The following is a 25,870-nucleotide window of genomic DNA, read 5'->3' on the forward strand; positions in this document are numbered from 1 at the left end:
CCCGCCTTGGCCGCAAGCAACGCCTGGTTTGCCGAAAAGCACAAGGTCACATTGACCATCGTCCCCTCGCCCGTCAGCGCCTTGCACGTCTTCAGCCCGTCAATCGTCAGCGGCACCTTGATGCAGACATTGTCCGCAATCTTGCGCAGTATCTCGGCCTCTTTCATCATCGTCGCATGATCAAGCGCCACAACCTCGGCGGACACAGGCCCGTCGGTCAGCGCGCAAATCTCCCGCGTCACTTCGATAAAGTCCCGGCCTGACTTTGCGATCAAAGACGGATTGGTCGTCACACCATCCAGCAATCCTGTCGCCGCCAGTTCCTTGATGTCGTCAATTTCGGCTGTGTCGGCAAAAAATTTCATGGGCAGGATACCGTTCCGGTTGCTGATGTTCCAAGCGCTATGCGTGAGATGGACAAGTCGAGTTTAGCCGATGTGCGAATGCTCAATGGTATCTGGGCTTTGGACATTTCCAAGCCTGCTTTCGCAAAACAACTAAGGGCAATGGACATTGTTTGCCATCCCTTGCCTTTTTCTGCCTGTAGTCGGGACGACACATCCATACCGGCACCTGCCGGTTTCAGGCCTGCACCATATCCTGCTATTTTGACCGGTCCTTCGCCAATCGCATCGACGCGATAATCTATTTCTATCGACACCGCGCCATTGGTTTCACGGCTCAAATCGAGTGGCGCATTCGCAGCCAACGCAACTGTCGCTTCACCCGTGCCGGTCCATAGAAACCGCCGGGAATCTTCTTGACGGTTTCGATCTACGGCAAAGCTACGCACCACGTCACCATTGGTGCCGATTCCATTGTGCAGTTTTTCGAGGTTATTTGCATCAAGGCGGTAAAAATCGAGCGACTGCGCGGTCTTGCCGCGCTCAAACCAAGTTCCAACTGGCAGTTCGGCTCCCGCGGCAAGGCCGCTGACTTCGTTCACTCGCCCTACTTTCCCCGGTTTTGCATAACTCAAACCATAGCCGTATGCGAATAGCGGGTCATAGTCTTTGTCACCAAAGTTCAGCACAAATTGCGTTGCGTACTTTGGCCAGCTAAAAGGCAATGTGCCCTTAAAGTCGCTTTTTCCGAACACAACATCGGCAACACCGCCGCCTTCCGACCCGGGCAGCCATGCTGCAATGAATGCATCCGATGCGTTGAGATGATGGTTTACCCAAAGCGGACGACCGGACAAAAATATGGCCACGGTTTTAATTCCAGCGGCCTTGTACTTTCGCAAAAGTTCAAGATTGTCTGACTTGTCGCGAAAAAGGAGATCGGGGACATCTCCCTGAAATTCGGCATAAGGATCTTCGCCAAAGATGACTACCGCTACATCGGGCTTTTCTCGATATTCGCCGTCTTTACTAAGGACGGCGTTCTGGCCGCCCGCATCCAGCAACGCTTTTCCAATTGTCGTGGCACCGGGAAATTCAGAGTCCGGTAAGCCGGTTCCTTGCCAAGACAATGTCCAGCCGCCGGACTGCTTCATGTAACTGTTGGCACCATCACCCGATACCAGGACCTTCTGCCCGGATTTAAGCGGAAGCACCGCATTCTCATTCTTCAATAAGACGAGTGATTCCCGCACAGCCTGACGCGCAATCGCACGATGCTCAGCCGCGCCGATTTTGGCGAAGTCACCTGCCAAAGGCCGCGCTGAAGGCCGACCAGCCTCAAACAAACCGGCCCGCAGTTTAACTCGAAGAATACGGGACACTGCTTCATCAAGCCGGGCCGTTGATATGGTGCCATCCTTTACTTGTGCTAGCGTATTGATCCACAGATCTTTCCAGCTGTCAGGTGCCATAAAAAGATCGAGACCCGCATTAAAGGCCGCCGGACAACTTGTCGTTTTACATCCGGCAACCTGACCATGTCCGTTCCAGTCGCCGACAGTGAATCCACCAAAGCTCAGCCTTCCCCTTAGCACATCAGTAAGCAGAGATTTGTTTCCATGCATTTTCTCACCGTGCCAGCTATTGTAACTTGCCATTACGGATTGAACGCCAGCCTCAATTGCCGGGCGATATCCGGCAGCCTGAATGTCACGCAGGTCCGTTTCGCTGCTGATATTGTCGCCCTGATCCTTGCCTCCATCCGTGCCACCATCGCCGACAAAGTGTTTAGCGGTCGCGACAATATGGGCGCCTTTCAGCCATTCCTTCGTGCCGACTTTTCCTTGCAAACCTTCAACAAGCGGCCTCGCATAACTTGCAACCACCTCAGGGTTTTCGGAATAACTTTCATAGGTGCGCCCCCATCTGTCATCCCGAACGACAGCCAAAGTCGGTGCAAAGGTCCAATCCAAACCTGTGACGCGCATCTCTACTGCGGTTACCGCACCGATTTTTCGCATCAATTCCGGATTACGCATTGCGCCAAGACCAATATTATGCGGGAATAATGTGGCACCGGTCACATTGTTATGCCCGTGTACCGCATCGCTTCCCCATGTCATGGGTATGCGTGGGAGATTACCGTTTGGACGCATGGACGCATCATAAAAGCGGTCGGCGTCGGCGAGCCATTCAGGTGCCGGTGCCCATTGTTTTCCGCCTGGAGCACTATTGCCGCCATTGAATACGGATCCGAGGTGATATTTGTACATATCTTCAGGAGTTGTGCTTGCCAAATCGCCTTGGATGATCTGCCCAACCTTTTGTTCAAGTGACATTCGACTCAAAAGGTCTTTGATTCGCGCCTCGATTGCTGGGTCTTCGGGGACTGGATTTTGCACTTTTGGCCACAACGAAGGAGTTGCCACACTACTGCGTGAACGTTCACTTTGCGCTATGACTGCAGTCGAAAACGCTGCCGTGCACAGCAATGCTGTTGCCAAAATTTTACGCATTGAACCTCTCCCGCTTCTTGTGGTAGCGCTATCACAATCGAGGAGGGCGTCAAGACCCTTGCGCAATAGCCCGCGATAGAAATGACGTGGAGAGGACCTGAATAGTATGAAGCATCACCTATTTTTTGCGGCGCTGATGGCATCGGCGATGACCGCACCTGCTCTTGCGAAGACGGACAGCCTTCCCGTCGGCCGCTGCATCAATATGGGCAATAGCCTTGAAACACCAATCGAGGGTGCATGGGGTGGCAAAAAAATAGATGCGGCGGACTTCACTCGAATCGCTAAAGCCGGATTCAATACCATTCGTCTGCCGGTACGCTGGTCAACCCGAACCGATACGGATGCTCCTTACAAAATTGATCCCAAGTTCATGACGCGCGTTAAACAAGTAGTGGACGATGCAAGGTCGGCCGGCCTGAATGTGATTCTGAATAGCCATCATTTTGAGGAAATCCATAAGGACCCTAGCGACGACAACATTGCAAAGCTTGCCGCCATGTGGACCCAGATCGCCACACAATTCGCGGATCAACCGGAAGCGCATCTCTGGTTCGAAATTGAAAATGAACCGCACAACAAGTTCAACGATAGCAACTTGTTAAAAGTGCTGACACCGGCGCTGACCGAAATCCGGAAGACCAATCCGACGCGCCCGGTCATTATCGGGGGAGAATTTTGGAGCGGAATCAATTCGCTTAAGACTTTAAAGTTGCCCGATGATCCCAATATCGTTCCAACATTTCATTACTATGATCCCTTCAACTTCACACATCAGGGGGCAAGCTGGGTAGACCCCTCGCCACCATTGGGTCGCACTTATGGTGGCCCCGAGGATCAAAAGTTATTGAGAGACGACGTCCGGAAAGTGCGCGATTACATAGCACGCACAGGAAAGACGCCCTTTATGGGAGAATTCGGCGCGCACACGACGGCTTCGCTGGATGAACGGGTAAAATATCAGAAAGCTGTCCGGGTTGCCTTTGACGAAATCGGAATTGGTATGTGCGCATGGGCCTATACGAACACCTTCCCGCTCTGGGATCAGGATAAGAAAGCGTGGGTTCCCGGCATGCGCGATGCAATGGGTCTAAAGGAATAAGTGCCAATGATTAAACCGCACTTCTTTGCAGCTTCAATGCTTGTGCTATTGTGCGATGCTCCAGTCATTGCATTCGACGACCAACCTACTGCCGAACTGCAAGCACTTGATGATGCGCTGCCTGGTAGTTTGATTAATGACCCGACAAGGCTCGATTGGCAGATTTTTGGAACCGGCCAAACAAGCAAGCCCGTTAAAGGCGAAGAAATTCCCGGCGGAAAGGCAGCTTTGAGGTTCACGGTACCAAAGGCAGGCGCAACCTTGTTTGAAGTTGGTGCAAATGCGCCCATCACTACCTCAATCAAAGCAGGAACGGACATTGTCGTCGCCTTTTATGCCCGGACCGTTACGGCCGACACAACAGATGGAAAAGGCCGCATCGGTGTCCGAGTACAGCAGAATGGCCCGCCTTACTCGGGTTTCGGCGACGCCACACTGATTATCGACAAGGATTGGAAGCTTTACGAAGTTTCGGCGAAAGCTACTGTTTCCATTCCACGAGGCCAAGCCGTTGTCGGCTTCCAATTGGCTGGCGCAAAGCAGATATTGGAAATAGGACAAACAATTGTTGTGGCGGGCGCCACATCCTTGACGGCAAGGTCCAGCAAGATGACGCAATCCGCAACAACAGATTTGCTGCCGCAACTGCAAGGCAAGGGCAGGCTCATCAATAATCCGTCCAATAAAGATTGGACCGTATACGGAACCGGTGCAACTCATACCACAATAGCTTCACCCAATATTCCGGGCACGGGGGGAACAGCACTGCGTGTCACCACGTCGGCTGCAGCACCCCATCCATATGATATCGGTGCGGCGATACCGATATTGGAAGAGATAAAAGAGGGCGATATCCTTTTGATCGGCGTATTAGCCCGCACTGCCCCAGTCGGATCCGGCGATGGGACCAGTAAGTTGGGAATTCGGGTTCAACTGAATGAGGAGCCCTACACGGGGTTCGGTGATAACGTCCTCACCTTGGGACCAAACTGGAAGTTGATCCAATTGAAGACTCAGGCATCTACAAATATCGCAACTGGCACAGGCGCTGTCGCATTGCATTTCGGCGCTGCTGCACAAGCAGTTGAAATAGGCCAAGTCTATGTACTCAATGCATCCGAGCCTGTTGCAATTAGCAATGAACAATAGTCCGGAAACACTCCATCTTCGACACGGCTCGTCCGAATGCGTAATCTGCCCCGAAATTGGCGGTACCATTGTTGCCTGGGCTGTTGATGGCCAGAACATGTTACGACGCACGGATTCACAAGCACTTCATTCGCGCGACCCGTTGCGTTTTTCATCCTTCCCGCTTGTTCCCTTTTCCAATCGGATAGGATTTGGACTTTTTCACTGGTTGGGTGAAGAAATTGAAATTGATCCCAATTTCAGTCCAGAACCCCATGCAATTCACGGCATCGGCTGGAAGTCCGTCTGGGATGCGGAAAGGATCAGTGAAGCTGAAATAGTGATGCGATATCACCACAAAAGGGACAGCCGCTGGCCTTGGTCTTTTTCTGCAACTCAACATGTGCGGTTGGATGGTGAACGTCTGTATTTGAAGCTTGAAGCGTTCAATTTATCAGAAGAGTGCGCACCACTGGCCTTCGGACACCATCCCTATTTTGATCAGCACGGTGCTTTTCTGCAATTTGACGCCAAGCATGTCCTGATGAACGACCATCTTGGGTTGCCTACCCATATGCTCTCACCCGAAGGTAGTTATGATTTCCGTGATGGAGAGTCGGTGACGGGGAAAAACATCGATCATTGCTATGCCGATTGGGGCGGCGTGGCAAAAATATTATGGAATGATCGACCGTTGGGCTTGCACATCGAATCAAACATGCCTGCGGCCGTTCTTTACATTCCGCAATATGGGGAATCATTTTGTTTCGAACCTGTTCCCCATATCAACAATTCCCTTAACCGTCCCGCAGAGGAACCGGCGATGCCGACGGTTCCATCAGGTGGGAGTTATCGTTCGCACATTACCTTGTCGGCAGTGCCGGCTCATTCCCTCTGACAACCGAAATCGGAGAGCACATGTTTCGCAAAATTCTGCCTGTTGCCCTTGCATTAGCGTCGGCCTCTTCCGCCATGGCGTTGCCGGGAAACTCGGTCGAATTCCAGTCCATTGAATATGAGGGCATTAACCCGGATGAGGATGCTCTGCCGATATCTGATGACGAATACCGCAACCCCATACTGCCGGGCTTTGCACCGGATCCGAGCATCGTCCGCGTAGGAAAAGACTTCTATATAGTGAATTCGTCATTTGGCTGGATCCCTGGCTTGCCAATTTACCACAGCCGGGATCTAGTGAATTGGACACAGGTCGGTAACGCAATTTCGGATAGCACCGACTTCAAATTGCCCACCGTCGGTATCAATCGGGGAATTTTCGCCCCAACCATACGTCACCATAAGGGTCTGTTTTACATTATCACGACGTGCATAGACTGCGGCGGAAATTTTATCATTACGGCAAAAGAACCAAAAGGTCCGTGGAGCAAACCCATTTGGCTGGACTCGGTTACCGGAATCGACCCCGATCTTTTCTTCGATACAGATGGGCGGGTTTGGATAACCAATAATGACGAACCACAGGGGCCGGCCCAATATGAGGGCCATCGCGCCCTGTGGCTGCAGCAATATGACCCCGTAAAGTCAAAAGTGGTCGGGCCACGCACGGTGCTGGTAGATCGCGGGGTAAAGCCTGACGAAAACCCGATATGGAGCGAGGGACCACATATCTTTAAAAAGGACGGATGGTATTATCTGACTGCAGCCGAAGGCGGTACATCCGACGATCACCGCCAAACCATATACAGGAGCAAAACAGTCACCGGTCCTTATACGCCTGGCCCCGTCAATCCAATCCTCACACAGCGTGATCTGGATCCGGCACGGACCCTGCCCGTTTACGCAACTGGCCATGCCGATTTTGTCAAACTTCCGGGCAACAAATGGTGGGCTGTTTTTTTGGCTACACGACCATATGAGCGCAATCTTACCAATTTAGGGCGTGAAACATTTTTGCTGCCTGTGAGCTGGAAAAATGGCTGGCCGGAAATATTGCCCAAAGGCAAGACAGTGCCATTACGGGTAAAGCGACCAGAATTGCCACGCGCACCCCAAAGGACTGATTATTCAAAATGGGTCGAAGACTTTGACTCCTCCAACCTGGGTCCTCAGTGGCTGTCGCGGCAAGCCCACACGCCTGATTGGCTTAGCCTGACTGAAAAGCCCGGAAGTCTGATATTGCGGGGAACAGGTCCGCGCTTTATCGGTCAGCGCCTGCGACACCGCGATGCCATTATTAGCACGAAAGTCGCACTTCCACCTGCTGAGCAACATGGTCGCGCCGGACTGGCTGCCATTGCCGATGAAGGACACCAGTTTTTCTTTGGTATCGAAACTTCTGCCGAAGGCCGAAAGCTAGTTGTAACGGCAACAGGCCTTAAGGGTACGGGCGGCGCGAATGTGGTGCTGTTTAGCAAGACGCTCAAGCTTGAACCCCACGCTAATGTCCGATTGAAAATCCGAATCAATGGAGCTTTGGCGGACTTTTCCTATGCCGACGATAATGGCGACTGGACGTCCGCTTTGGTGGGTGCCGATGCCCGGTTGCTGGCGACCGAATATGACATACTGCTATTCACCGGTGCGGTTGTCGGCCTCTACGCGAACGACGCTAAGATGTCGGAGGGGCATCCGATTCACGCCGTACAAAAGTAAAATCCAGCATACGATCTTCTCGTGCGGTAGCACGGCCCGACCTTTTAGCCCGGATCCGATCCACCAAGATTTCGACGGCAGCGCGCGACATATCCGCAATGGGCTGATGAATGGTTGTTAGCTCCGGCCAGATCGACAACGCGAAGTCTGTGTCGTCAAAACCGCAAATGGTTACATCCTTAGGAACATCCAGATGTCGTCGGTGCGCAACGGTGATTGCTGCGGCAGCCATATCGTCGTTGCTCGCAAATATGGCCGTTGGCGGCCGTTTCAAATCAAGCAATTTATCCGCCGCATCCAGACCGGAGCGGTAGGTAAAGAGTCCGTCCACAACCAATTCGGGATCAATTGGTATACCGGCTTCGGCCATCGCCAGTTCAAATCCCTTCAACCGCTGATGGCTGGCCTTTTGTTCTGGGTTGCCCTTAACGAAGGCGATACGCTTATGGCCCAAAGACAGAATATGTCGGGTCATGGTAGCCGCTGCCTCGACGTCGTCGATATAGACAACAGACATTTTACCCGGCGGACACCAGTTTGCGACAACGACACATGTGACATCGGTATTCTGGATGAGATCCAGCATTTTAGGTGAATCGCACAGAGGCGGTGACAAAACCACTCCATCCACGCCACTTTCGATCAATTCTGCAAAAACATCGTGGATGTCCTGTCCCTCATCGCACTGTTCAATGACGAGTTGAACATGACTTTTGCGTGCTTGCTCCAAAGTGCCGACCAGCAATCGGCTCAAATAAGCAAAGCTGGGATTTCCGTACAGCATGGCAATCCGGGTCTGTTCCGCGCCGGCCAAGGTGCGTGCCGCTAGATTGGGCGAATAATTGAGCTTTTCGACGGCCTCCATTACGGCATCGCGCGTCGAATCCTTCACATTCCGCTCGCCATTGATGACGCGCGAGACTGTCATAGGTGAAAAACCGGACTCGCGAGCTACGTCGGCAATCGTCGCTCCACCTTGCTGCGCGCGCGGTGATTTTTGGATCCTTGCCATATTCCTATCCATTCCCCCTTACATGTGACGCCATGCCACGCTTTGCGGCGCTTTTCCAGTATGATGCAATGATGCATGTCAAAGATTGACGAGTGTCGCACAATCGTTCATGGTAGCGCTAACATTAAAGGCGGCCATGATCGCAGTAAGAGGAGAGAAGCGATGAAGTTATCTGCACTCATGTTATTGCTTTGCGCGGCATCCGTGCCTGCTACAGCCATTTCATCGAGCAATGCATTTGCACAGACTGCAGTACCTGCAACGGCAACTTACAAAAATCCAAACGCACCTATTGCAGCGCGTGTAGATGACCTGCTGGGGCGGATGACTCTTGAAGAAAAAATTGCGCAGATCATAACCATCTGGGACAATAAGCCAGAAATTTTTGATGATAACGGCGAATTCGATCCGGCGAAAATGACGGCGAAATTCCCACATGGCATCGGGCAATTCGCTCGTCCATCTGATGCCAAAGGACCGGCATCACCGCGCATTGCTGCCGGGCGAAATGTGCGCGGAACCGTCCGTCTGGTGAATGCCATGCAAAAGCATGCAATAACCAAAACACGGTTGGGTATCCCTATTTTGATGCATGAAGAGGGATTGCATGGTTACGCGGCACTCGATGCCACCAGCTTCCCTCAATCGATCGCTCTGGCATCCAGTTGGGACCCCGACTTGCTGCGGGAAATCAATGCCGTCATTGGACGTGAGATTAGAGCACGTGGCGTCCATTTGGCTTTGTCGCCGGTCGTTGATGTAGCACGCGATCCGCGTTGGGGTCGGATTGAAGAAACATTTGGCGAAGATCCTTATCTGGCGGGGGAATTGGGCGTTGCCGCTGTTGAAGGATTGCAAGGTGAGAACAAGGCGTCGGTCCTGGCGCCAGATAAAGTCTTTGCGACCCTGAAACATCTTACCGGCCATGGCCAGCCCGAAAGCGGTACTAATGTGGGACCCGCTTCAATTTCCGAACGCGTCTTGCGCGAATATTTCTTCCCGCCCTTTGAACAGGTTGTGCGGCGCACGGGTATTCAAGCTGTGATGGCATCGTACAATGAGATTGATGGTGTACCCAGCCATGCGAACAAGTGGCTGCTTAAAGATGTGTTGCGAGGCGAGTGGGGCTTTAAAGGCGCAGTAGTCAGTGATTACTATGCTATCGACGAACTGGCCGGCAGACATGCTATTGCCAAAGACAAAGCTGAAGCCGCCATTCTCGCGTTGGCGGCAGGGGTCGATTCCGATCTGCCTACTGGCGCATCTTTCTCGACCTTGGCCGAGTCCGTGCGAAACGGAAAGGTATCCCAAGCCGCCGTTGATCAGGCAGTGCGCCGGATGCTAGAGTTGAAATTCCGCGCCGGTCTGTTCGAAAATCCCTATGCCGATGCGGAAGCGGCCTTAAAGATAACGAATAACGCCGAAGCTCGCGCATTGGCGCTGAAATCAGCGCAGCGTTCAATCACGTTGCTCAAAAATGATGGAACATTACCGCTTACGCTGGGCAAATCAAAACCGACAATTGCAGTTATTGGCCCCAGCGCAAATGTTGCACGTCTCGGTGGCTATTACGGCCAGCCCCCCGTAACCGTACCGATCGTGGAAGGCATCAAGACCAAAGTAGGGACAAGCGCAAAAGTCCTCTTTGCCCAAGGCGTAAAGATTACAGAAAATGACGATTGGTGGGCAGACGAAGTAAAGCTTGCCGACCCCGCTGAAAATCGCAAGTTGATTGCGGAAGCCGTGGAGACAGCAAAAGGCGCTGACCATATCATTCTCACGCTAGGCGATACCGAGCAGACGAGCCGTGAAGGATGGGCCGAAAACCATCTCGGCGATCGTGACAGCCTTGATCTGGTAGGGGAACAGCAAGAGTTGTTTGACGCACTACGTGCACTCGGCAAACCTATCACCGTTGTCCTGATCAACGGGAGGCCGGCTTCCATCAACAAGATTTCGACGGAGGCCAATGCAATTCTGGAAGGGTGGTACCTTGGCGAACAAGGCGGCAATGCAGTGGCTGATGTGCTTTTTGGCACGGTAAACCCGGGTGGTAAACTGCCCGTAACATTCCCACGAAGTGTGGGACAGTTGCCATTCACATACAATCATAAGCCAACTGCGCGCAGAGGTTATCTCTTTGCGGACAAGTCACCGCTTTATCCATTTGGCTTCGGCCTCAGCTATTCGACATTCGAATTGGGCGCACCCGTCCTGTCTAGCTCGTCCATTCCCCGCAATGGATCAGTCACAGTCACTGTATCGGTGAAGAACACCAGCAGCCGAACAGGCGATGAAACTGTTCAGATATATGTACGGGACAAGGTGAGTTCAGTTACAAGGTCTGTCATGGATTTGAAAGCCTTCCAGCGGGTCACGTTGGCGCCAGGTGAATCACGCAACGTTTCATTCACGCTTGGCACGGAGGCGTTCCATTTCTGGAATGACAAGATGGAGCGCGTTGTCGAGCCCGGCGACTTTGAGATCATGGCCGGGAACAGTTCCGCCAATGTAAAGAGCACCACGCTGACGATCACCGAATAATAGGAGATGAAGATGGATCTCACACGGCGGGAAACGCTTGCCTCCATGATCGCCATGGCGGGCGCAGTCGGATTTGGCAACGATGTGGCCTGGGCACACGATCATGGCACCGGATTACATCACGCCGCCAAGTCCAAACGGATGCGTTTCGGCTCCGCGGTCGGTGCAGGTAATGAGCTATCAGGATCTTTTCGCAATCCGCAATACGCTAAATTGTTGCAGCGTGACTGTGGCCTTCTTGTCGCGGAAAACGAAATGAAATGGCAAGCTTTGCGTCCTGGTCCGGATGCATTCAACTTTGGTCCCTTTGATGCCATTGTAGCCTTTGCAGAGGAAAATGCCCTTGCCATTCGTGGCCACACGTTGCTCTGGCACAGACCCCAATGGCAACCTGCTTGGTTGGAAACGTACGACTTCGGCGCCACCCCCATTCGCGAAGCAGAACGTTTGCTAACCACCCATGTCAGGACCGTAACCGATCGCTATCGCGGCAAAATTCTGAGTTATGACGTCGTCAACGAAACGGTGCTCGAAGATTCAACTTTGGCACAAACAGCGTTGTCCCGCGCCATAGGCGGTACCGAAACCTTGGTAGATTTAGCGTTCCATACAACGCGTGAACAGCTACCCGACGCCCAACTGGTCTATAATGACTATATGAGTTGGGAACCCGGGAATGAAAAGCATCGTGCCGGCGTATTGAAGCTGCTGGAAGGATTTAGAAGGCGCAATGTTCCTGTCGATGCACTGGGCGTGCAGTCACATATCCGGATCGACACTTACGATCCATTGACGGGTACCGGCCCCAAACAAGAGCGTGAATGGCGTCAGTTTATCGATGAAGTTATCGCCATGGGCTACGATCTTCTGATAACGGAATTTGATGTAAATGATCAGGCACTGCCGGTGGACATAGTAGCGCGCGACCAATCTGTCGCTGCTTATGCCAAAGGTTATCTTGATCTCATGTTCGATTATCCGCAGCTGAAAGATGTGCTGGCATGGGGAATGTGCGACAGTTACTCATGGCTTCAGCAGTTCCAGCCGACGCGCACCGATGGCCAGCCCAAAAGGCCCTGCCCTTATGATAGCGGGTTTAAGCCGAAGCCCTTGCATGCCGTCCTCGCCAAAGCCTTCGCATCAGCGTCCATGCGATGAAAATCTGACTGGCGACATAGCATTGGGTGGCGCGAATGCGCTTTGAACCTTCCCCGGCGTCGCGCCTTGATATCCTGCAGATTGGCATGGAGGAATCATCTCTCGTCCTGATTGACAATGTGCTTCAGGATCCTTCCTCATTGGTTCGATATGCAGTGAGTGAGGCAAAATTCGATGCCGTGGATAGCAATTTCTACCCAGGAATTCGCGCACCGATGCCGCTCGATTATGTGGAAGGCATAACCCGTGCTCTTGATCCCGTTATAAGACAGACCTACCGGATAGAAGGCGCGAAACTAGCAAGGACGGAGTGCTTTTTCTCGATCGTCACCACGCAATCCAAGGACCTGCAGCCGCTACAAAAAATTCCGCATATAGATACGGCCAATCCACTGCATTTCGCCGTAGTCCACTATCTTTTTGACACACAACTTGGCGGCACTGCATTCTATCGACAAGATAGGACCGGGTTTGAATCGGTAAGTCCTGACCGTTGGTCGCGCTGGGTCGAGGAACGAGATGCGATGCTTGCACATATCCCTGAAAATTCGGGCTATATGTCTTTATCTACGCCCGGCTATTCGCAAATTGCGCATGTCGAAGCACGCTTTGACCGGCTTATCCTTTACCCGAGCAATCTGCTTCATTCGGGCGTCATACCTCCAGACATCATCCTCAGTGATGAACCAAGCGTCGGCCGACTAACTGCAAACCTGTTCATCGCGTACCGCCGCGTATAAAAATGCCGCCGCCTTTTTCAAGGCGGCGGCTCAGGGAGGATTTAGTCAGGACAATTAGAAATTAAAACGGACAATCGCGGTGTAGCGACGGTCATTGACGTACCAACCGCGCGGTACGAGGCGGATTTCCCCGTTCTGATCTTCTACTGCAGCAGAAGTTTTCGTGACGGAGTTAAGCAGGTTGACGCCCTGGATACCGACCTTGATATTGTCTGTTACCGACCAAGTCAGCGAGGCATCCAGTTGCCCATAGGATTCCTGGAATATCGGGTCGAAGGGCGTGATCACATCGCGCAAGGTCAAGAGATAACGCGAACGCCAGTTATAGGATGCACGAGCCGACACAGGTCCAATGTCGATAAATGGCGTAATATTGAATTGATGTTTCGACAGGCCTTGCAACGGGAAGGACGAACCTCCGATTGTCGGCTGCCGACCGGCTGCAACATCCGGATCGGTCGCCGACAATGTGCTTTGCGGCACGCCCTTGCTCTTCACATAAGTATAGTTCGCCTGAATACCTAAGCCCTTTAAGAAACCGGGCAGAAAGTCATAGACCTGCTGGTAGGACAGCTCGAGACCACGGATTGTTCCTACGCGGTCGGAATTAACCGGCGATGTGATAACGGCCGAATAGGTTGAGCCATTGTTACTCAATTCTGTTCGAACAATATCGTTCGTCAACACCCCATATAGACGCTTCGCGAATACTGACGCCGTCAACTGGCCTACCTGCGAGAAATACCATTCGGCCGTAAAGTCGAAATTGTCGGAGGTGGTGGGCTTGAGTAACGGATTACCTGCTACAAAGTTGCTCTGGAATCGTGCACCTGCTGTATTGATGGCACCTGTTGGACTTACAGTAGGCACAATCGCCGAACCATCGGGATTGGTGTCGGTAATGGTGTCCAGATTTACAGGGAAGTAATTGCGGACATAGCCAAATTCCGGTGGAGCAACCCCTTTGAAATAGGCAGCCCGCAGTTGCAGTCCGTCACCCAGCTCCAATTTCGCATTGAAGCTTGGAAGTACATATTCATAATCCAACTGGACAGTGCTTGGGACGAGCGCCCCATTCAGGAAGTTGCGCGCCTGTTGCCGTTGCGCCGGGGTAATCGCACAGAAAGCACTGATTGACGCAGGCTGGCCGCTAAGCTGTGCTGCTGCGGTAGCTGAAGCGATTTGCGTCGCGCAGGATGCGTCATCCACAAATCCGGAAACACCAAATTCACGGAAACCTTGGGAATCGCGTTTGGTCTTTGAATAGCGCACGCCGATATTGCCGGTCAGTTTTGCGCCGCCTTCAAATTCATGACCGTAGCGCAGCATAGCATATGCCGCGATGTTGGTTTCGCTCTGGTCATTTATTTCGCCGGGGCGATAGGGTGTGCCCGCAATGACTCCAGGACGTGTTGCGAGCGAAGTCCAACCGCCGCCGCCGCCCGTTTGCGGACCGGCTTTCCATTCGTTTACGATATTGTTGGCATAGGCCACATAGGCATCATAGTCTTTGACCGTATTTCCGGAATAGAACAACCTGCATGAACCGTTGAGCGGGTTTTGAACGGCACCACGGAAGAAGCCATCGAAACAGAATTCTTCATAACCTTGGGGAGGTGTGCCACCGGTTCCGCCTTGGATACCATCCACATTTTCATCCAGCCACACAGGGCCTTGGTTGCCCCATTGCTCGCTAAGCACGCCCCAGTTGTATACCGAGAAACGCGCGGTTTGATCACGATCGGCATAGCGACCACCTACTCGTAATGATTTCAAAAAGCCGTCTTCCGGGAACGACAATTCTCCGTCGATTCGGAAGGCATCGCTGTTGCCATCGCTGTCCTCAAAATGGTCCATTGCCGACCGGTAGAAACTGTTAAACGGATCGGAAAAACTACGATGCGTTCCCGTATAATATGCCGGATACTCGTCGTCGTCGTTGAAGAATACGGTTCCCCCCGCGCTTCCTGGCGTTCCGGGGCACGGGATGACCGTGCAATTTTGTGGTGGTTGGAATGCAACTGTCGGGAATTTGGATCCGTTAAGTTGAATGGACGCGTCCTGATAAGTCGAAACCCAAAGCGTATTGTCGCGTACCTTCACGAATGAATCTACATGCTGATAATCGACATTAAGAGCGAAATTGTCTGTTACATCCCATTTGAAGTTGAAGGCATAATCCGATGTAACTGCACGGTTTTCATTGTCGCGGCGAATATTGTTTGATTGCAGACCTAAAATAGGAGTCCGCAGCGAACCGTCAACTTGACGGTCATCTCGCCAGCCGGTGGGTCCGGTGATTACACCGCTGGAGAACAATCCGCTGTCGTCAAATAAAATGGACGTTCCGGCTACGGCGCGGGAGTCACCGTTGCTCGCCACATTGTCAGTCGCGATTTCCATCGTCCTTTCAGTCCAAGCCTGACGGGCATCTGAGCGAAGAAACTGGAACGTCGCCTCCATGTCACCGTCATTGCTCCTCCATTGTGCGGCAGCGGCATAACCGTAACGCTCACGATCGAATTCCTGAGTTCCCAACACCGCACCACGCGGGAAAATTCCGCTGCCCCGTTGTGTCGCACCTGTGAAAGGAACAACGTCAGTCCGGGTTCCGTCGGAGTAGATCGGGCGCACGCGGAAACTCGACACCTGGAAGCGATCCGCGCGGGAGAAGAGCTGCGAATAGGAAACGCTGGCGAGCAAACCAATCTCACCAATACCCGTATCCCAAGTGTTGCTGACGACCAAAGCCCCCGTGGGCGATTCTTTTTTCGCAAAATCGCCGTAGTTCAGTTCAAGCGAACCGGCGACTACCAAACCCTTTTTGTCGAAGGGCAAGCGGGTGCGCAGGTTTACGACACCAGCAATACCACCCTCAACCCGATCGGCGGAGGGGCTTTTGAAAACATCAACGCCACCGAGCAATTCGGAAGGAACGTCGGCAAAACCGAGAGCCCGACCGTTATTTGCAGTGAAAGCTTCGCGGCCATTGAACTCAGAGCGGACATAAGTGAGACCGCGTACGACCACGCCAGAACCTTCTACCGAGAAGTGGTCGGGATCGACGCCTGCTGCAAAGCGATTGATCGAGATGCCGGGAATACGCTGGAGGGTTTCGGTAACTGACCGGTCGGGTAGTGCACCGATATCTTCGGCCGTAACCGAATCGACAATCGTATCTGAGTTCTTCTTGCGCGACTGTGCGCTTTGGAGCGACTCGCGGAAACCTGTAACAACGATGGCATCTTCGGCCGCATCACTTTGCGGTGCCGTTTCGGCAGCGTCCTGCGCAAATGCGGGCATCGAAGCCAGTGTAGCAAAAAGCGCGAGCCCTGAAGCACCAGCGCGAAGCGTGGCACGCAAATTTATGTCAGACGACAAATGTTGTGCCGCAGCAGCAGAATTCCGAATCATGAACCTCTCCCAATTCCTTGCGCCCAATTTACGGTAGCGCTACCATTATAGTGCGCAATTCTAACGGTAGCGCTACCATAATTTTTGGAGTAGTGCATATTTGTCGCTTTCGCAAGAATGAAAATGCTACGTCTTGCAGATTGCAAAGAATGACAAGGATGGAGAGGTTCAGGGTTGATATGCCAAATCGGCCGATTGAAAACATAGTCATCGTAGGCGGCGGCACCGCCGGCTGGATGACCGCTGCGGCCTTGTCGCATATGCTTTCGGGCCAGAAATTCGCGATCCAACTTATCGAATCTGAAGAGATCGGAACGGTTGGTGTGGGCGAGGCAACCGTTCCGCATATCCGTTTTTTCAATCAGAAACTTGGCTTCAATGAAGCTGACTTTATGGCTAAAACCAAAGCCACGTTCAAACTGGGAATCGAATTTTGTAATTGGGGCCGTAAAGGCGACTCGTACATTCATCCTTTCGGGGCATTTGGAGAGAGCATTGGCGGCGTAGCTTTCCACCAACATTGGTCGCGGATGCATCGGTCGACTGGCATCTATCCTATAGAAGAATATTCTTTGCCGGTCATGGCCGCGCGTGCAGGACGTTTTGCATACCCATCGGCCGATCCAGATTCGTTGCTTTCCACTTATTCCTACGCGTTCCAATTCGATGCAGGACTATATGCCAAATATCTGCGTTCTTATGCCGAAGCACGCGGCGTAAAGCGTATCGAAGGTAAAATCACAGATGTTGCGCTCGAATCCGAAAGTGGATTTGTCCAGTCCGTGCAAACCAACCAGGGCGATTCAATATCTGCCGATCTTTTTATTGATTGCTCAGGGTTCCGTGGATTGCTGATCGAAGGTGCACTGCAGACCGGGTATGATAACTGGCAGCATTGGCTACCTTGCGACCGCGCCGTTGCGGTACCCTGCTCCATCGCCGGACCGCTGACACCCTATACGCGTGCAACCGCGCAGGACGCAGGCTGGATTTGGCGTATCCCGCTGCAGCATCGTGTCGGCAACGGGCATGTCTATTGCAGCAACTATATATCGGACGATGCTGCGGCCACAGCCCTGCTGGGCCAGCTGGAAAGCGCACCTTTGGCGGCCTTGAACCAATTACGCTTCGTAACGGGTAAGCGCCGTAAACAATGGTCGAAAAATGTCGTCGCCATGGGGCTATCGGCCGGTTTCCTCGAGCCGCTGGAATCCACCAGCATTCACTTGATCCAGCTTGCAATCGGCCGCCTGCTCGAATTCTTCCCGGATAAAAGCTGGGATCCTGCGCTTGCGTCCGAATATAATCGGTTGATGGATCTGGAATATGAGCGTGTTCGCGATTTCCTCATCCTTCACTATCATGCAACCGAACGCGACGACACGCCGTTCTGGAATTATGTGCGGACGATGCCGGTTCCCGACACACTCGAACATAAAATAGAAATGTTTCGCGAGCGGGGCATTGTCGTGAACTACCGGGACGGCATGTTTCTCGATGCCAGCTGGATCGCAGTGTATCTTGGGCAGCGCATCATTCCGCAGAATAACGATCCATTAGGCAACGCAATTGCAGAAGCCGATCTGCAAGTGCAACTCGAACGCTTGCGGTCCGACTGCCGGGCTGCGGCTGAGGGACTGTCGTCCCATGCGGATTTTATACGGCAGATCGGCGCCCATGCCCATTGATAGAATTGTTATTGTTGGCGGCGGGGTGGCAGCATGGCTGTCTGCACTGGCGCTAACATTAAAGGTCACCGGCATGATCATTGTGATCGACACGGAAGGCATCGATGATTCCCTCGGTATTCCGCTCGCAATCGAGCCTACCCTTCCTTCTCTGGCCGACTTGCATGCACTCATCGAAATTGACGAAGACAATTTAGTGGTCCAAACCGGAAGTAGTTTCGGTCTAGGCAGGGCGTTGAGCAATTGGGGGCCATCCGAGGCTGTTGCCTTTCATCCCTATGGCGAGATTGGTGCAAATCTCGGTCCCGTGGCGTTCCAACATCTGATTGCGCGGATCCGGGCAGACGGGGGTACAGCAAACCTAGCAAACTATTCGGTGGCAGCACTTTGTGCGCAATCCGGACGTTTTGCCCCTTACCGAGGCAATGCGCGCTCGGTTTTGTCGACCATGTCACATGGTCTGCATCTTCAGATTGATCGCTATCGGCACTTTATCAAAAATGCAGCATTGCAAAATGGCGCATCGGTTGTTGTGGGGATTCCCGAAGAGATACATGTCGACGCGAAAAATCAGATAAGCTCGATCCGATTGTCTTCGGGTCAAATTGTAATGGGCGACTTTTTCCTCGATTGCAGCGGCCCCGCGCGGTTGGTGTCAGGCAAAATGGCAGGCTTTTCATTTGAAGACTGGAGCGAATGGCTCCCCAACAACGAAGTGAAGCAGTCTGTCACGCCTTCAACCGCCCCTCCCCCATTATATGCCCATGTGGAAGCCCATGATCAAGGGTGGCAGCGATTTGTGTCCTGCCAGGATCACGTCGAAGAGCTTTTCTTTACCCGTCGCGCGCAGATGTACGACGCAGGAGCCTATACCTTTACCAATGGCCGTATCCGCACACCGTGGACAGGCAATTGCCTGGCGATTGGTGGAGCAGCAGCAGTCATTGAGCCCATCGCATCCACGCAATTGCATCTCGCCGCATCGGCCATCTCGCGCTTGCTCGACCTGTTTCCTCACAGGCGGGACTCCTCTGTCGAGGCGATCGAATATAATCGCCGAACGATTGAGCAACTGGAAAATGCCCGCGATTATGCGATACTTCACTTCGCAAACCAGCACCAATCTAAGCATCGGTTCCCCGGGCGTCTTGCCAATCGTCTTTCTGCTTATCAAGCGAGTGGACGGGTTGCGTTATATGACGAAGAAACGTTCGAAACATGGGACTGGATTGCACTTTTCGAGACGCTCGGTATCGCCCCGCGACGATATGATGTCGTGGCAGACGGCATTTCGCGCGGCGCCATTGCCGAGCATGTCGAACGCGTGCGTTCAGTAATGTTAACAGCTGTATCAACCCTGCCCACCCAACAATCTTATCTCCATACGCGAAGGGACGATTTGGCATGAACGATGCGGGTCCCGTCCGTAACGTTGTTATTGCTGGCGGCGGAACCGCGGGCTGGATGGCTGCCGCGGCGCTTTCAAAAATGCTGCCAATGCACGAAAGCACCATCACACTGGTTGAGTCTGACGAGATCGGCATAGTCGGCGTTGGCGAAGCGACTATCCCCCCGATCAAAACCTTCAACGGCATGCTCGGTATCGATGAGAATGAATTTGTCGCGGCAACCAAGGGATCGTTCAAACTGGGTATCGAATTTGACGGATGGCAACGCGCTGGCGAAGCATATCTTCACCCCTTCGGTCCCTATGGTCACGATATCAATGGTATTAAATTCCATCATTTCTGGTTGAAGCTTCAGAAACTCGGCTTCGCTGTTCCGTTGAATGAATTTAACATGTCAGCTGTAGCAGCGCGCCATTATCGTTTTGACCGGCCGGAACATCTTCTGGCTCCCGCTGGAGCGGCGCTGGATTATGCCTATCATTTCGACGCCGGGCTCTACGCAAATTTTCTACGGGCTTACTCCGAATTACGCGGAGTTGTCCGCCACGAAGGCAAGATAGAACGCGTCGAACAAAATCCTGCGACAGGGTTTATTACTGAGTTGATTTTAGACAATGGCACCCAAATTGAAGGCGAACTGTTCATCGATTGCACGGGATTTCGGGCCCTATTGATAGAACAGTGTCTGCAAACAGGGTATGATGACTGGTCCCATTTTCTACCATGCAACCGTGCGTTAGCCGTCCCGACCGAGCGAACAGAGCCACTAATTCCCTACACGCGTTCCACAGCACGGGTGGCAGGATGGCAGTGGCGGATACCGCTGCAACACCGGACGGGGAATGGTCTCGTTTACTGCAGCAGCGAGTTGTCCGAGGATGAAGCCTCCACTATTCTAATGGAGAATCTCGATTCACAACCGCTTGCCGAACCGAGACCCCTGAAATTCACGACCGGCCGCCGCAAGCTGGCCTGGAACAAAAATTGCGTGGCCTTGGGATTGGCTGGGGGCTTTCTGGAGCCTCTTGAATCAACCAGCATCCACCTGATTCAGGCTGGCATATCAAAGCTGTTGGCGTTGTTCCCCGACAAAGATTTCAAATCACATGAACGCGATGAATATAACCGGCTAACCGCATCCCAATGGGAGCATATTCGTGACTTTCTTATTCTGCATTACAAGCTGAACGAGCGGCCCGAACAATTCTGGCGGCATTGCGCGGCGATGGATGTGCCTGAAAGCTTACGACGTAAGATCGATCTTTTTGCAGGGCGAGGCCGCCTGTTTCGCTACGAAGACGAACTCTTTACCGATACCAACTGGACCGCAGTCATGGTCGGCCAGGGCTTAGTCCCGGCAGGATACGATCCGCTGGTCGATGCCATACCCGACGGTCCGATGAAGAAGTTGCTCGCCGGTATCGGGCAATCTTTCCGCCAAGCCGCAGACAGAATGCCAACGCATGCGGACTATATCATGCACAATTGCAGGGGAGTTTGAAGTGACCGACAACCGCATTCGTAGCATCGCAATTGTCGGTGGTGGCACCGCCGGGTGGATGACCGCATCTGCGCTTTCAAAGGTACTAGGGCGTGACTATGCCAAGATCACGCTGATTGAATCCGATGCGATAGGGACTGTTGGCGTAGGCGAAGCAACCATTCCACAGATCAACATCTTCAACCGGATGCTTGGTATCGACGAAAATGATTTCGTTCGCCGCACCAAAGGCAGTTTCAAACTGGGTATCCAGTTTGTCGACTGGGGTCGTAAAGGACACACATATTTCCATCCCTTCGGTAAATATGGTGTCGACATGGAAGGTGTATCCTTCCACGCCTACTGGCAACGTCTTTATCAAAGTGGCCTCGCCCCATGGATCGATGAATATTCCATTCAGGCAAAAGCCGCCGAATGTGGGAAATTTATGCGGCCAATCGACGCTGGCAACTCGCCCCTGTCACAGATTTCCTACGCCTTCCATTTTGATGCCGGCCTATATGCCCTGTTCCTGCGCGAATATGCCGAAGCGGCGGGCGTGGTAAGGCATGAAGGAAAGATCACGCGCATTGTTCAGCATGGTGAGAATGGGTTTGTCGAGGCAGTCGAACTTGAAGATGGAAGCCGCATAGAGGCAGATTTGTTCATAGACTGCTCAGGCTTTCACGGATTGCTGATCGAAGGAGCGCTCCAGTCCGGTTATGTTGACTGGTCAAGATATCTTCCGGCCAACCGCGCCATGGCTGTACCCTGTGCAGGCAAGGAAGATATTACTCCCTACACCCGATCGACCGCGCGCGACGCTGGTTGGCAGTGGCGCATCCCATTGCAGCACCGGATCGGCAATGGTTATGTCTATTGCAGCGATTTTACCAGCGACGAAGCTGTTTACGATACTCTGCTTGCGAATCTTGATGGCGAACCACTGGCGGAGCCGAGGATCATAAAGTTTACAACCGGGCACCGGAAAAAATACTGGGTGAAGAATTGCGTAGCCATTGGCCTGGCTTCCGGCTTTATGGAACCCTTGGAATCAACCAGCATTTGGATGATCCAGAGTGGCATTGCTCGGCTGCTTTCCAATTTTCCGGACCGCAGTTTCAACCCCGTCGATATTGAGCGCTATAATCGCGTAATCACTACAGAAACAGAAGAAATCCGCGACTTCCTGATATTGCACTATAAAGCAACAGAGCGGAGCGATACGCCCTTCTGGAATTATTGTCGCACAATGGAAATCCCGGAACGGTTGGCCGAAAAGATTGCTGTATTCGAAAATAGCGGTCGTTGCTTCCGCGAGAATGAGGAACTGTTTAACGATACCAGTTGGTTCGCGGTTATGACCGGCCAACTTATGAAACCTAGGACATTCGATCCTGTAGCACAGCTACTGTCTCTGGAGGAAACACAGTCCCGCCTAAAACAAATCCAGACGGCAGTGACCAACTCGGCTGATTATATGCCCAAACATCGGGATTTTATTCGCGATAACTGCGCCGCATAAGAAAAAGGCCCGCTGTTGAGGCGGGCCTTCTTTTTCCATCGCGCAAGGAAGATCAGCCTTCCATTTGTTCCAATTCCTTGCCTGCGGTTTCCTTGATGAATGCTTTGACAAGGAAAAAGCTTATCAACGCACAGGCACCGTAGAAACTGTAGCTAATTGCCAGACCCAAGCTGGCGAGCATGATGGGAAACGCTTGAGTAATTGCATAGTTGGCACCCCATTGCGCCAGACCGCATACGGCCAGCGCACTTCCGCGAATTTGGTTTGGAAACATCTCGCCCAGCATTACCCACATGACCGGGCCCCAACTTGCGTTGAAGAACATTACATAAAGGTTGGCCGCAACCAGTGCGATCACGCCATCGCTATCCGAAAGTTGAAGCTTTCCTGCGCTGTCGAGCGTACCGTTCGAAAATGCGTAGGCCATTGCGAACAGTGTAACCGCCATTCCCAAGGAGCCAATAAGTAACAGCGGTTTGCGGCCAATCCGGTCAACAAAGGCTGCTGTGAAGAAACAGATCGCTATCGACACGACTCCCGAGCCGATGTTGATCAACAACGATTGGTCTTCCGTAAACCCGGCTGACTGCCACAAGGTGGCGCCATAATAGAAAATCACATTGATGCCGACGAGCTGCTGGAAAACTGCGAGCAATAATCCCGCCCATACAATCGGCCGAAATATCGTACCCGACGCCATGACGTCACCAAGGCGCGGGCGATGATCTTCGTTGAAGCTGGCGCGAATGTCGGCAAGCTTGCTTTCAGAAGCCGCCTGCCCGAACAACCGGCCCAGAACTGCTTTCGCTTCGGCATCACGACCTTTGGAAACCAGATAGCGCGGGCTTTCAGGTATGAAGAATAAGGCCGCTAAGAAGACTGCCGCCGGAACTGCTTGCATCCAGTACATCCAGCGCCAAGCTTCATATCCGCCCCAGAAAATCTCAGTCGATTTTCCCGCGCTGTGCGCGAGGGCGTAATTTACTACGAACGCAGCCGTGAGGCCGGTGATGATCATAATCTGTTGGATTGTCGTCATGCGTCCGCGAATATTTGCGGGCGCGACTTCCGATATATAGGCAGGTGACAGCACGCTTGCAGCACCAACCGCCATTCCGCCCATGAACCGGGCAATAACAAATATTAGCTGCTCATGCGCAAAGCCTTGGATGATAGCACCGATGAGGAACAATATTGCCGCCAACATCATAACATTGCGGCGGCCTAATGCATCCGCAAGGCGTCCGGCCAGAAAAGACCCGGCCATACATCCGAGCAGCAATGAACCAACGGTAAACCCCAATCCTTCGTCGCTGAGTTGGAAAGCTGATTTCAATCCATCCTGGGTTCCGTTGACAGCGCCGCTGTCATATCCAAATAACAAACCGCCGATCGTCGCGACGGCGACAATTGCGGCCACGAAAGGCAGATTCGTCTGCTCTCCTGACTTTTCCGTCATCAAAAACCTCTCCCGATAAGCCGGCATGCAAATTCCGGCAGTTCCCAAGTGCGCCTTATGGTAGCGCTACCGCAACAGGTGTGCAGTTAAACCGCGCTGCTGTCAATGGCGAGACTTTACGGCATTTATAAAATACAGCGCAAATCTCTCTTACGCTAATTACGTTTTCCCGGTTCACTTTTTATATTTCAACTTTTCAGAGCTTTACGCGCAGCGCTAAAAAAATGTTAGCGCTACCTTTTTTCTCCTGATAACGGTTGCAACGACGTGGGAGAGGGTTTGAGTCTATGTATTTGGGAATCGACATCGGCACGTCCGGCGTCAAAGCGGTATTGATGGATGAAGCTGGTATGGTTGTGGAAATCGCCACTGCCGCTTTGTCTGTCTCCCGCCCGCATGACCTATGGTCAGAACAGGATCCTGCCGATTGGTGGGCAGCAACCAACAGCGCCGTCAGCAACCTCGATCTAAAGAAAAGGCATGCGGTAAAGGCTGTTGGCCTATCAGGTCAAATGCATGGCGCTACTCTTCTAGGTAATGACGACAGGGCGTTACGTCCGGCGATCTTGTGGAATGACGGCCGCAGTGCTGACCAATGTGCAGCGCTGGAAAAAGATGTCCCCGATCTCGGGCAAATCACAGGTAACCGAGCAATGCCTGGATTTACCGCACCCAAGCTACAATGGGTCCGGGAGAATGAACCTGGCATATTTGCACAGATTAAGACGGTTCTCTTGCCCAAAGATTATGTCCGATTGCGCATGACAGGTGAACGCGCCTCCGACATGTCGGACAGTGCTGGCACATTGTGGATGGATGTCGGCAAACGCAATTGGTCCGATGTCATGCTGGACGCAACCGCCCTTAATCGAAGCCACATGCCCAAATTATATGAAGGCAATGAAGTAACGGGGCATTTGCGGGCTGAACTCGCGGAGGCTTGGGGCATGGCGCGTGTTCCCGTGGTCGCAGGCGGCGGTGACAATGCGGCGGGCGCCGTCGGCGTTGGCGTTGTCCGGCCAGGCGACGCATTTCTTTCGCTCGGCACATCGGGAGTTCTGTTTCTAGCAAATGGTGGCTACACGCCAAATCCCGCTGGCGGGGTACACAGTTTCTGCCATGCCTTGCCGGGTCGCTGGCACCAGATGTCAGTTATCCTGAGCGCGGCCAGTTGTGTCGACTGGACGGTCCGCTTGTGCGGATTACCCGATGCAGGCTCATTATTTGCCGCTATCGAGGCACGCGGTGAAGCGGCTTCTACTGAGGTTTTCCTGCCCTATCTTTCTGGTGAGCGCACCCCCCATAATGATCCCAATGCAAAGGGCGTCTTGTTCGGACTGACCCATGAAAGCGACGCAGCAGCAATCGGGCAGGCTGTGCTTGAAGGTGTCGCATTCGCATTCCGCGATGGTATGGATGCATTGACCGACAGCGGTGCCCACATCGACAGTATCACCGTCATCGGCGGTGGAGCAAAATCCTATTATTGGGGCAAAATCCTGAGCTCTGTTCTGGGCCGGCCGCTTGTTTACAGAGATGGCGGAGAGGTTGGACCTGCCTATGGTGCGGCGCGTCTTGCGCAGCTCGCCGACACCGGTGGTGCCGTTGAAAAAATTTGTACCGCGCCGCCCATTTTGCATGTCGAGGAACCCGACGACCGACTGGGCGCGCTTTACGCAGAACGGATGCCAAAATTCCGTTCACTTTATCAAAATCTGATGAAATCTTTTTAGGAGAA

General features: G+C 52.8%; 17 protein-coding genes. 12 read left to right on the forward strand and 5 right to left on the reverse strand.

Translation table 11 applies throughout. The annotated features are described in order from the left end of the window. Together FOM92_RS08200 and FOM92_RS08205 are read right to left on the reverse strand one after the other, a co-directional pair. Nucleotides 1-365: transaldolase family protein (locus FOM92_RS08200; RefSeq protein ID WP_281285587.1), on the reverse strand; the 365-nt coding region annotated here is incomplete at its 3' end. Further along, entirely contained in the window at nt 362-2,683 is a 2,322-nt protein-coding gene (locus FOM92_RS08205) for a glycoside hydrolase family 3 protein (RefSeq protein ID WP_281285588.1), read from the reverse strand. The genes FOM92_RS08205 and FOM92_RS08200, both read right to left, overlap by 4 nt. 283 nt (nt 2,684-2,966) lie before the next feature. On the opposite strand from FOM92_RS08205, the gene FOM92_RS08210 reads away from it, so the two are divergent. Genes FOM92_RS08210 through FOM92_RS08225 form a run of 4 tightly spaced genes read left to right on the forward strand, consistent with a single transcriptional unit; the run spans nt 2,967 to nt 7,703 of the window. Continuing rightward, complete coding sequence (locus FOM92_RS08210) at nt 2,967-3,962, forward strand: glycoside hydrolase family 5 protein (RefSeq protein WP_246087227.1); 996 nt, start codon at nt 2,967-2,969, stop codon at nt 3,960-3,962. Nucleotides 3,963-3,968: 6 nt separating this feature from the next. Then, the gene (locus FOM92_RS08215; RefSeq protein ID WP_143776393.1) at nt 3,969-5,111 is read left to right on the forward strand and encodes a hypothetical protein; all 1,143 of its coding nucleotides are present in this window, start codon (nt 3,969-3,971) and stop codon (nt 5,109-5,111) included. Next, a complete protein-coding gene (locus FOM92_RS08220) occupies nt 5,101-5,988 on the forward strand; it encodes an aldose epimerase family protein (protein ID WP_170226827.1) in 888 nt (295 codons plus the stop codon). Before FOM92_RS08215 ends, FOM92_RS08220 begins: the two co-directional genes overlap by 11 nt. Before the next feature lie 20 nt (nt 5,989-6,008). Further along, the gene (locus FOM92_RS08225; protein WP_143776395.1) at nt 6,009-7,703 is read left to right on the forward strand and encodes a glycoside hydrolase family 43 protein; all 1,695 of its coding nucleotides are present in this window, start codon (nt 6,009-6,011) and stop codon (nt 7,701-7,703) included. Here FOM92_RS08225 and FOM92_RS08230 read toward each other — a convergent pair. Further along, nucleotides 7,660-8,715 carry a LacI family DNA-binding transcriptional regulator gene (locus FOM92_RS08230; RefSeq protein ID WP_143776396.1) on the reverse strand — a complete coding sequence of 352 codons (1,056 nt, stop codon included), beginning with the start codon at nt 8,713-8,715 and terminating at the stop codon, nt 7,660-7,662. The two genes, FOM92_RS08225 and FOM92_RS08230, sit on opposite strands and share 44 nt — an antisense overlap. 162 nt (nt 8,716-8,877) lie before the next feature. On the opposite strand from FOM92_RS08230, the gene FOM92_RS08235 reads away from it, so the two are divergent. From FOM92_RS08235 to FOM92_RS08245, 3 genes are read left to right on the forward strand one after another with little or no spacing between them, the layout of a single operon-like run. Next, nucleotides 8,878-11,259 carry a glycoside hydrolase family 3 N-terminal domain-containing protein gene (locus FOM92_RS08235; RefSeq protein WP_143776397.1) on the forward strand — a complete coding sequence of 794 codons (2,382 nt, stop codon included), beginning with the start codon at nt 8,878-8,880 and terminating at the stop codon, nt 11,257-11,259. 12 nt (nt 11,260-11,271) lie between these two features. After that, a complete protein-coding gene (locus tag FOM92_RS08240) occupies nt 11,272-12,417 on the forward strand; it encodes an endo-1,4-beta-xylanase (RefSeq protein WP_246087228.1) in 1,146 nt (381 codons plus the stop codon). Nucleotides 12,418-12,452: 35 nt separating this feature from the next. Continuing rightward, entirely contained in the window at nt 12,453-13,157 is a 705-nt protein-coding gene (locus tag FOM92_RS08245; RefSeq protein WP_143776399.1) for a DUF6445 family protein, read from the forward strand. Nucleotides 13,158-13,211: 54 nt separating this feature from the next. Here FOM92_RS08245 and FOM92_RS08250 read toward each other — a convergent pair whose 3' ends face one another. Beyond that, nucleotides 13,212-16,571 carry a TonB-dependent receptor gene (locus FOM92_RS08250; protein WP_143776400.1) on the reverse strand — a complete coding sequence of 1,120 codons (3,360 nt, stop codon included), beginning with the start codon at nt 16,569-16,571 and terminating at the stop codon, nt 13,212-13,214. A gap of 179 nt (nt 16,572-16,750) precedes the next feature. On the opposite strand from FOM92_RS08250, the gene FOM92_RS08255 reads away from it, so the two are divergent. Genes FOM92_RS08255 through FOM92_RS08270 form a run of 4 tightly spaced genes read left to right on the forward strand, consistent with a single transcriptional unit; the run spans nt 16,751 to nt 22,673 of the window. Beyond that, complete coding sequence (locus FOM92_RS08255) at nt 16,751-18,259, forward strand: tryptophan halogenase family protein (RefSeq protein ID WP_143776401.1); 1,509 nt, start codon at nt 16,751-16,753, stop codon at nt 18,257-18,259. Further along, the gene (locus tag FOM92_RS08260; RefSeq protein WP_170226828.1) at nt 18,249-19,667 is read left to right on the forward strand and encodes a tryptophan 7-halogenase; all 1,419 of its coding nucleotides are present in this window, start codon (nt 18,249-18,251) and stop codon (nt 19,665-19,667) included. The genes FOM92_RS08255 and FOM92_RS08260 overlap by 11 nt, the downstream gene beginning before the upstream one ends. Continuing rightward, complete coding sequence (locus FOM92_RS08265; protein WP_143776403.1) at nt 19,664-21,169, forward strand: tryptophan halogenase family protein; 1,506 nt, start codon at nt 19,664-19,666, stop codon at nt 21,167-21,169. The genes FOM92_RS08260 and FOM92_RS08265 overlap by 4 nt, the downstream gene beginning before the upstream one ends. A gap of 1 nt (nt 21,170) precedes the next feature. Next, entirely contained in the window at nt 21,171-22,673 is a 1,503-nt protein-coding gene (locus FOM92_RS08270; protein ID WP_143776404.1) for a tryptophan halogenase family protein, read from the forward strand. 52 nt (nt 22,674-22,725) lie between these two features. Here FOM92_RS08270 and FOM92_RS08275 read toward each other — a convergent pair whose 3' ends face one another. Continuing rightward, nucleotides 22,726-24,132, reverse strand: coding sequence for a sugar porter family MFS transporter (locus FOM92_RS08275; RefSeq protein ID WP_143776405.1), 1,407 nt, complete (start codon nt 24,130-24,132; stop codon nt 22,726-22,728). Between the two features lie 287 nt (nt 24,133-24,419). On the opposite strand from FOM92_RS08275, the gene xylB reads away from it, so the two are divergent. After that, nucleotides 24,420-25,865: a xylulokinase gene (gene xylB / locus FOM92_RS08280; protein WP_143776406.1), complete on the forward strand. Its 1,446-nt coding sequence runs from the start codon at nt 24,420-24,422 to the stop codon at nt 25,863-25,865. Nucleotides 25,866-25,870 lie beyond the last annotated feature (5 nt).

Origin of the sequence: Sphingorhabdus contaminans, assembly GCF_007280415.1 — a bacterium.
In the GTDB taxonomy this organism is placed as follows: domain Bacteria; phylum Pseudomonadota; class Alphaproteobacteria; order Sphingomonadales; family Sphingomonadaceae; genus Sphingorhabdus_B; species Sphingorhabdus_B contaminans.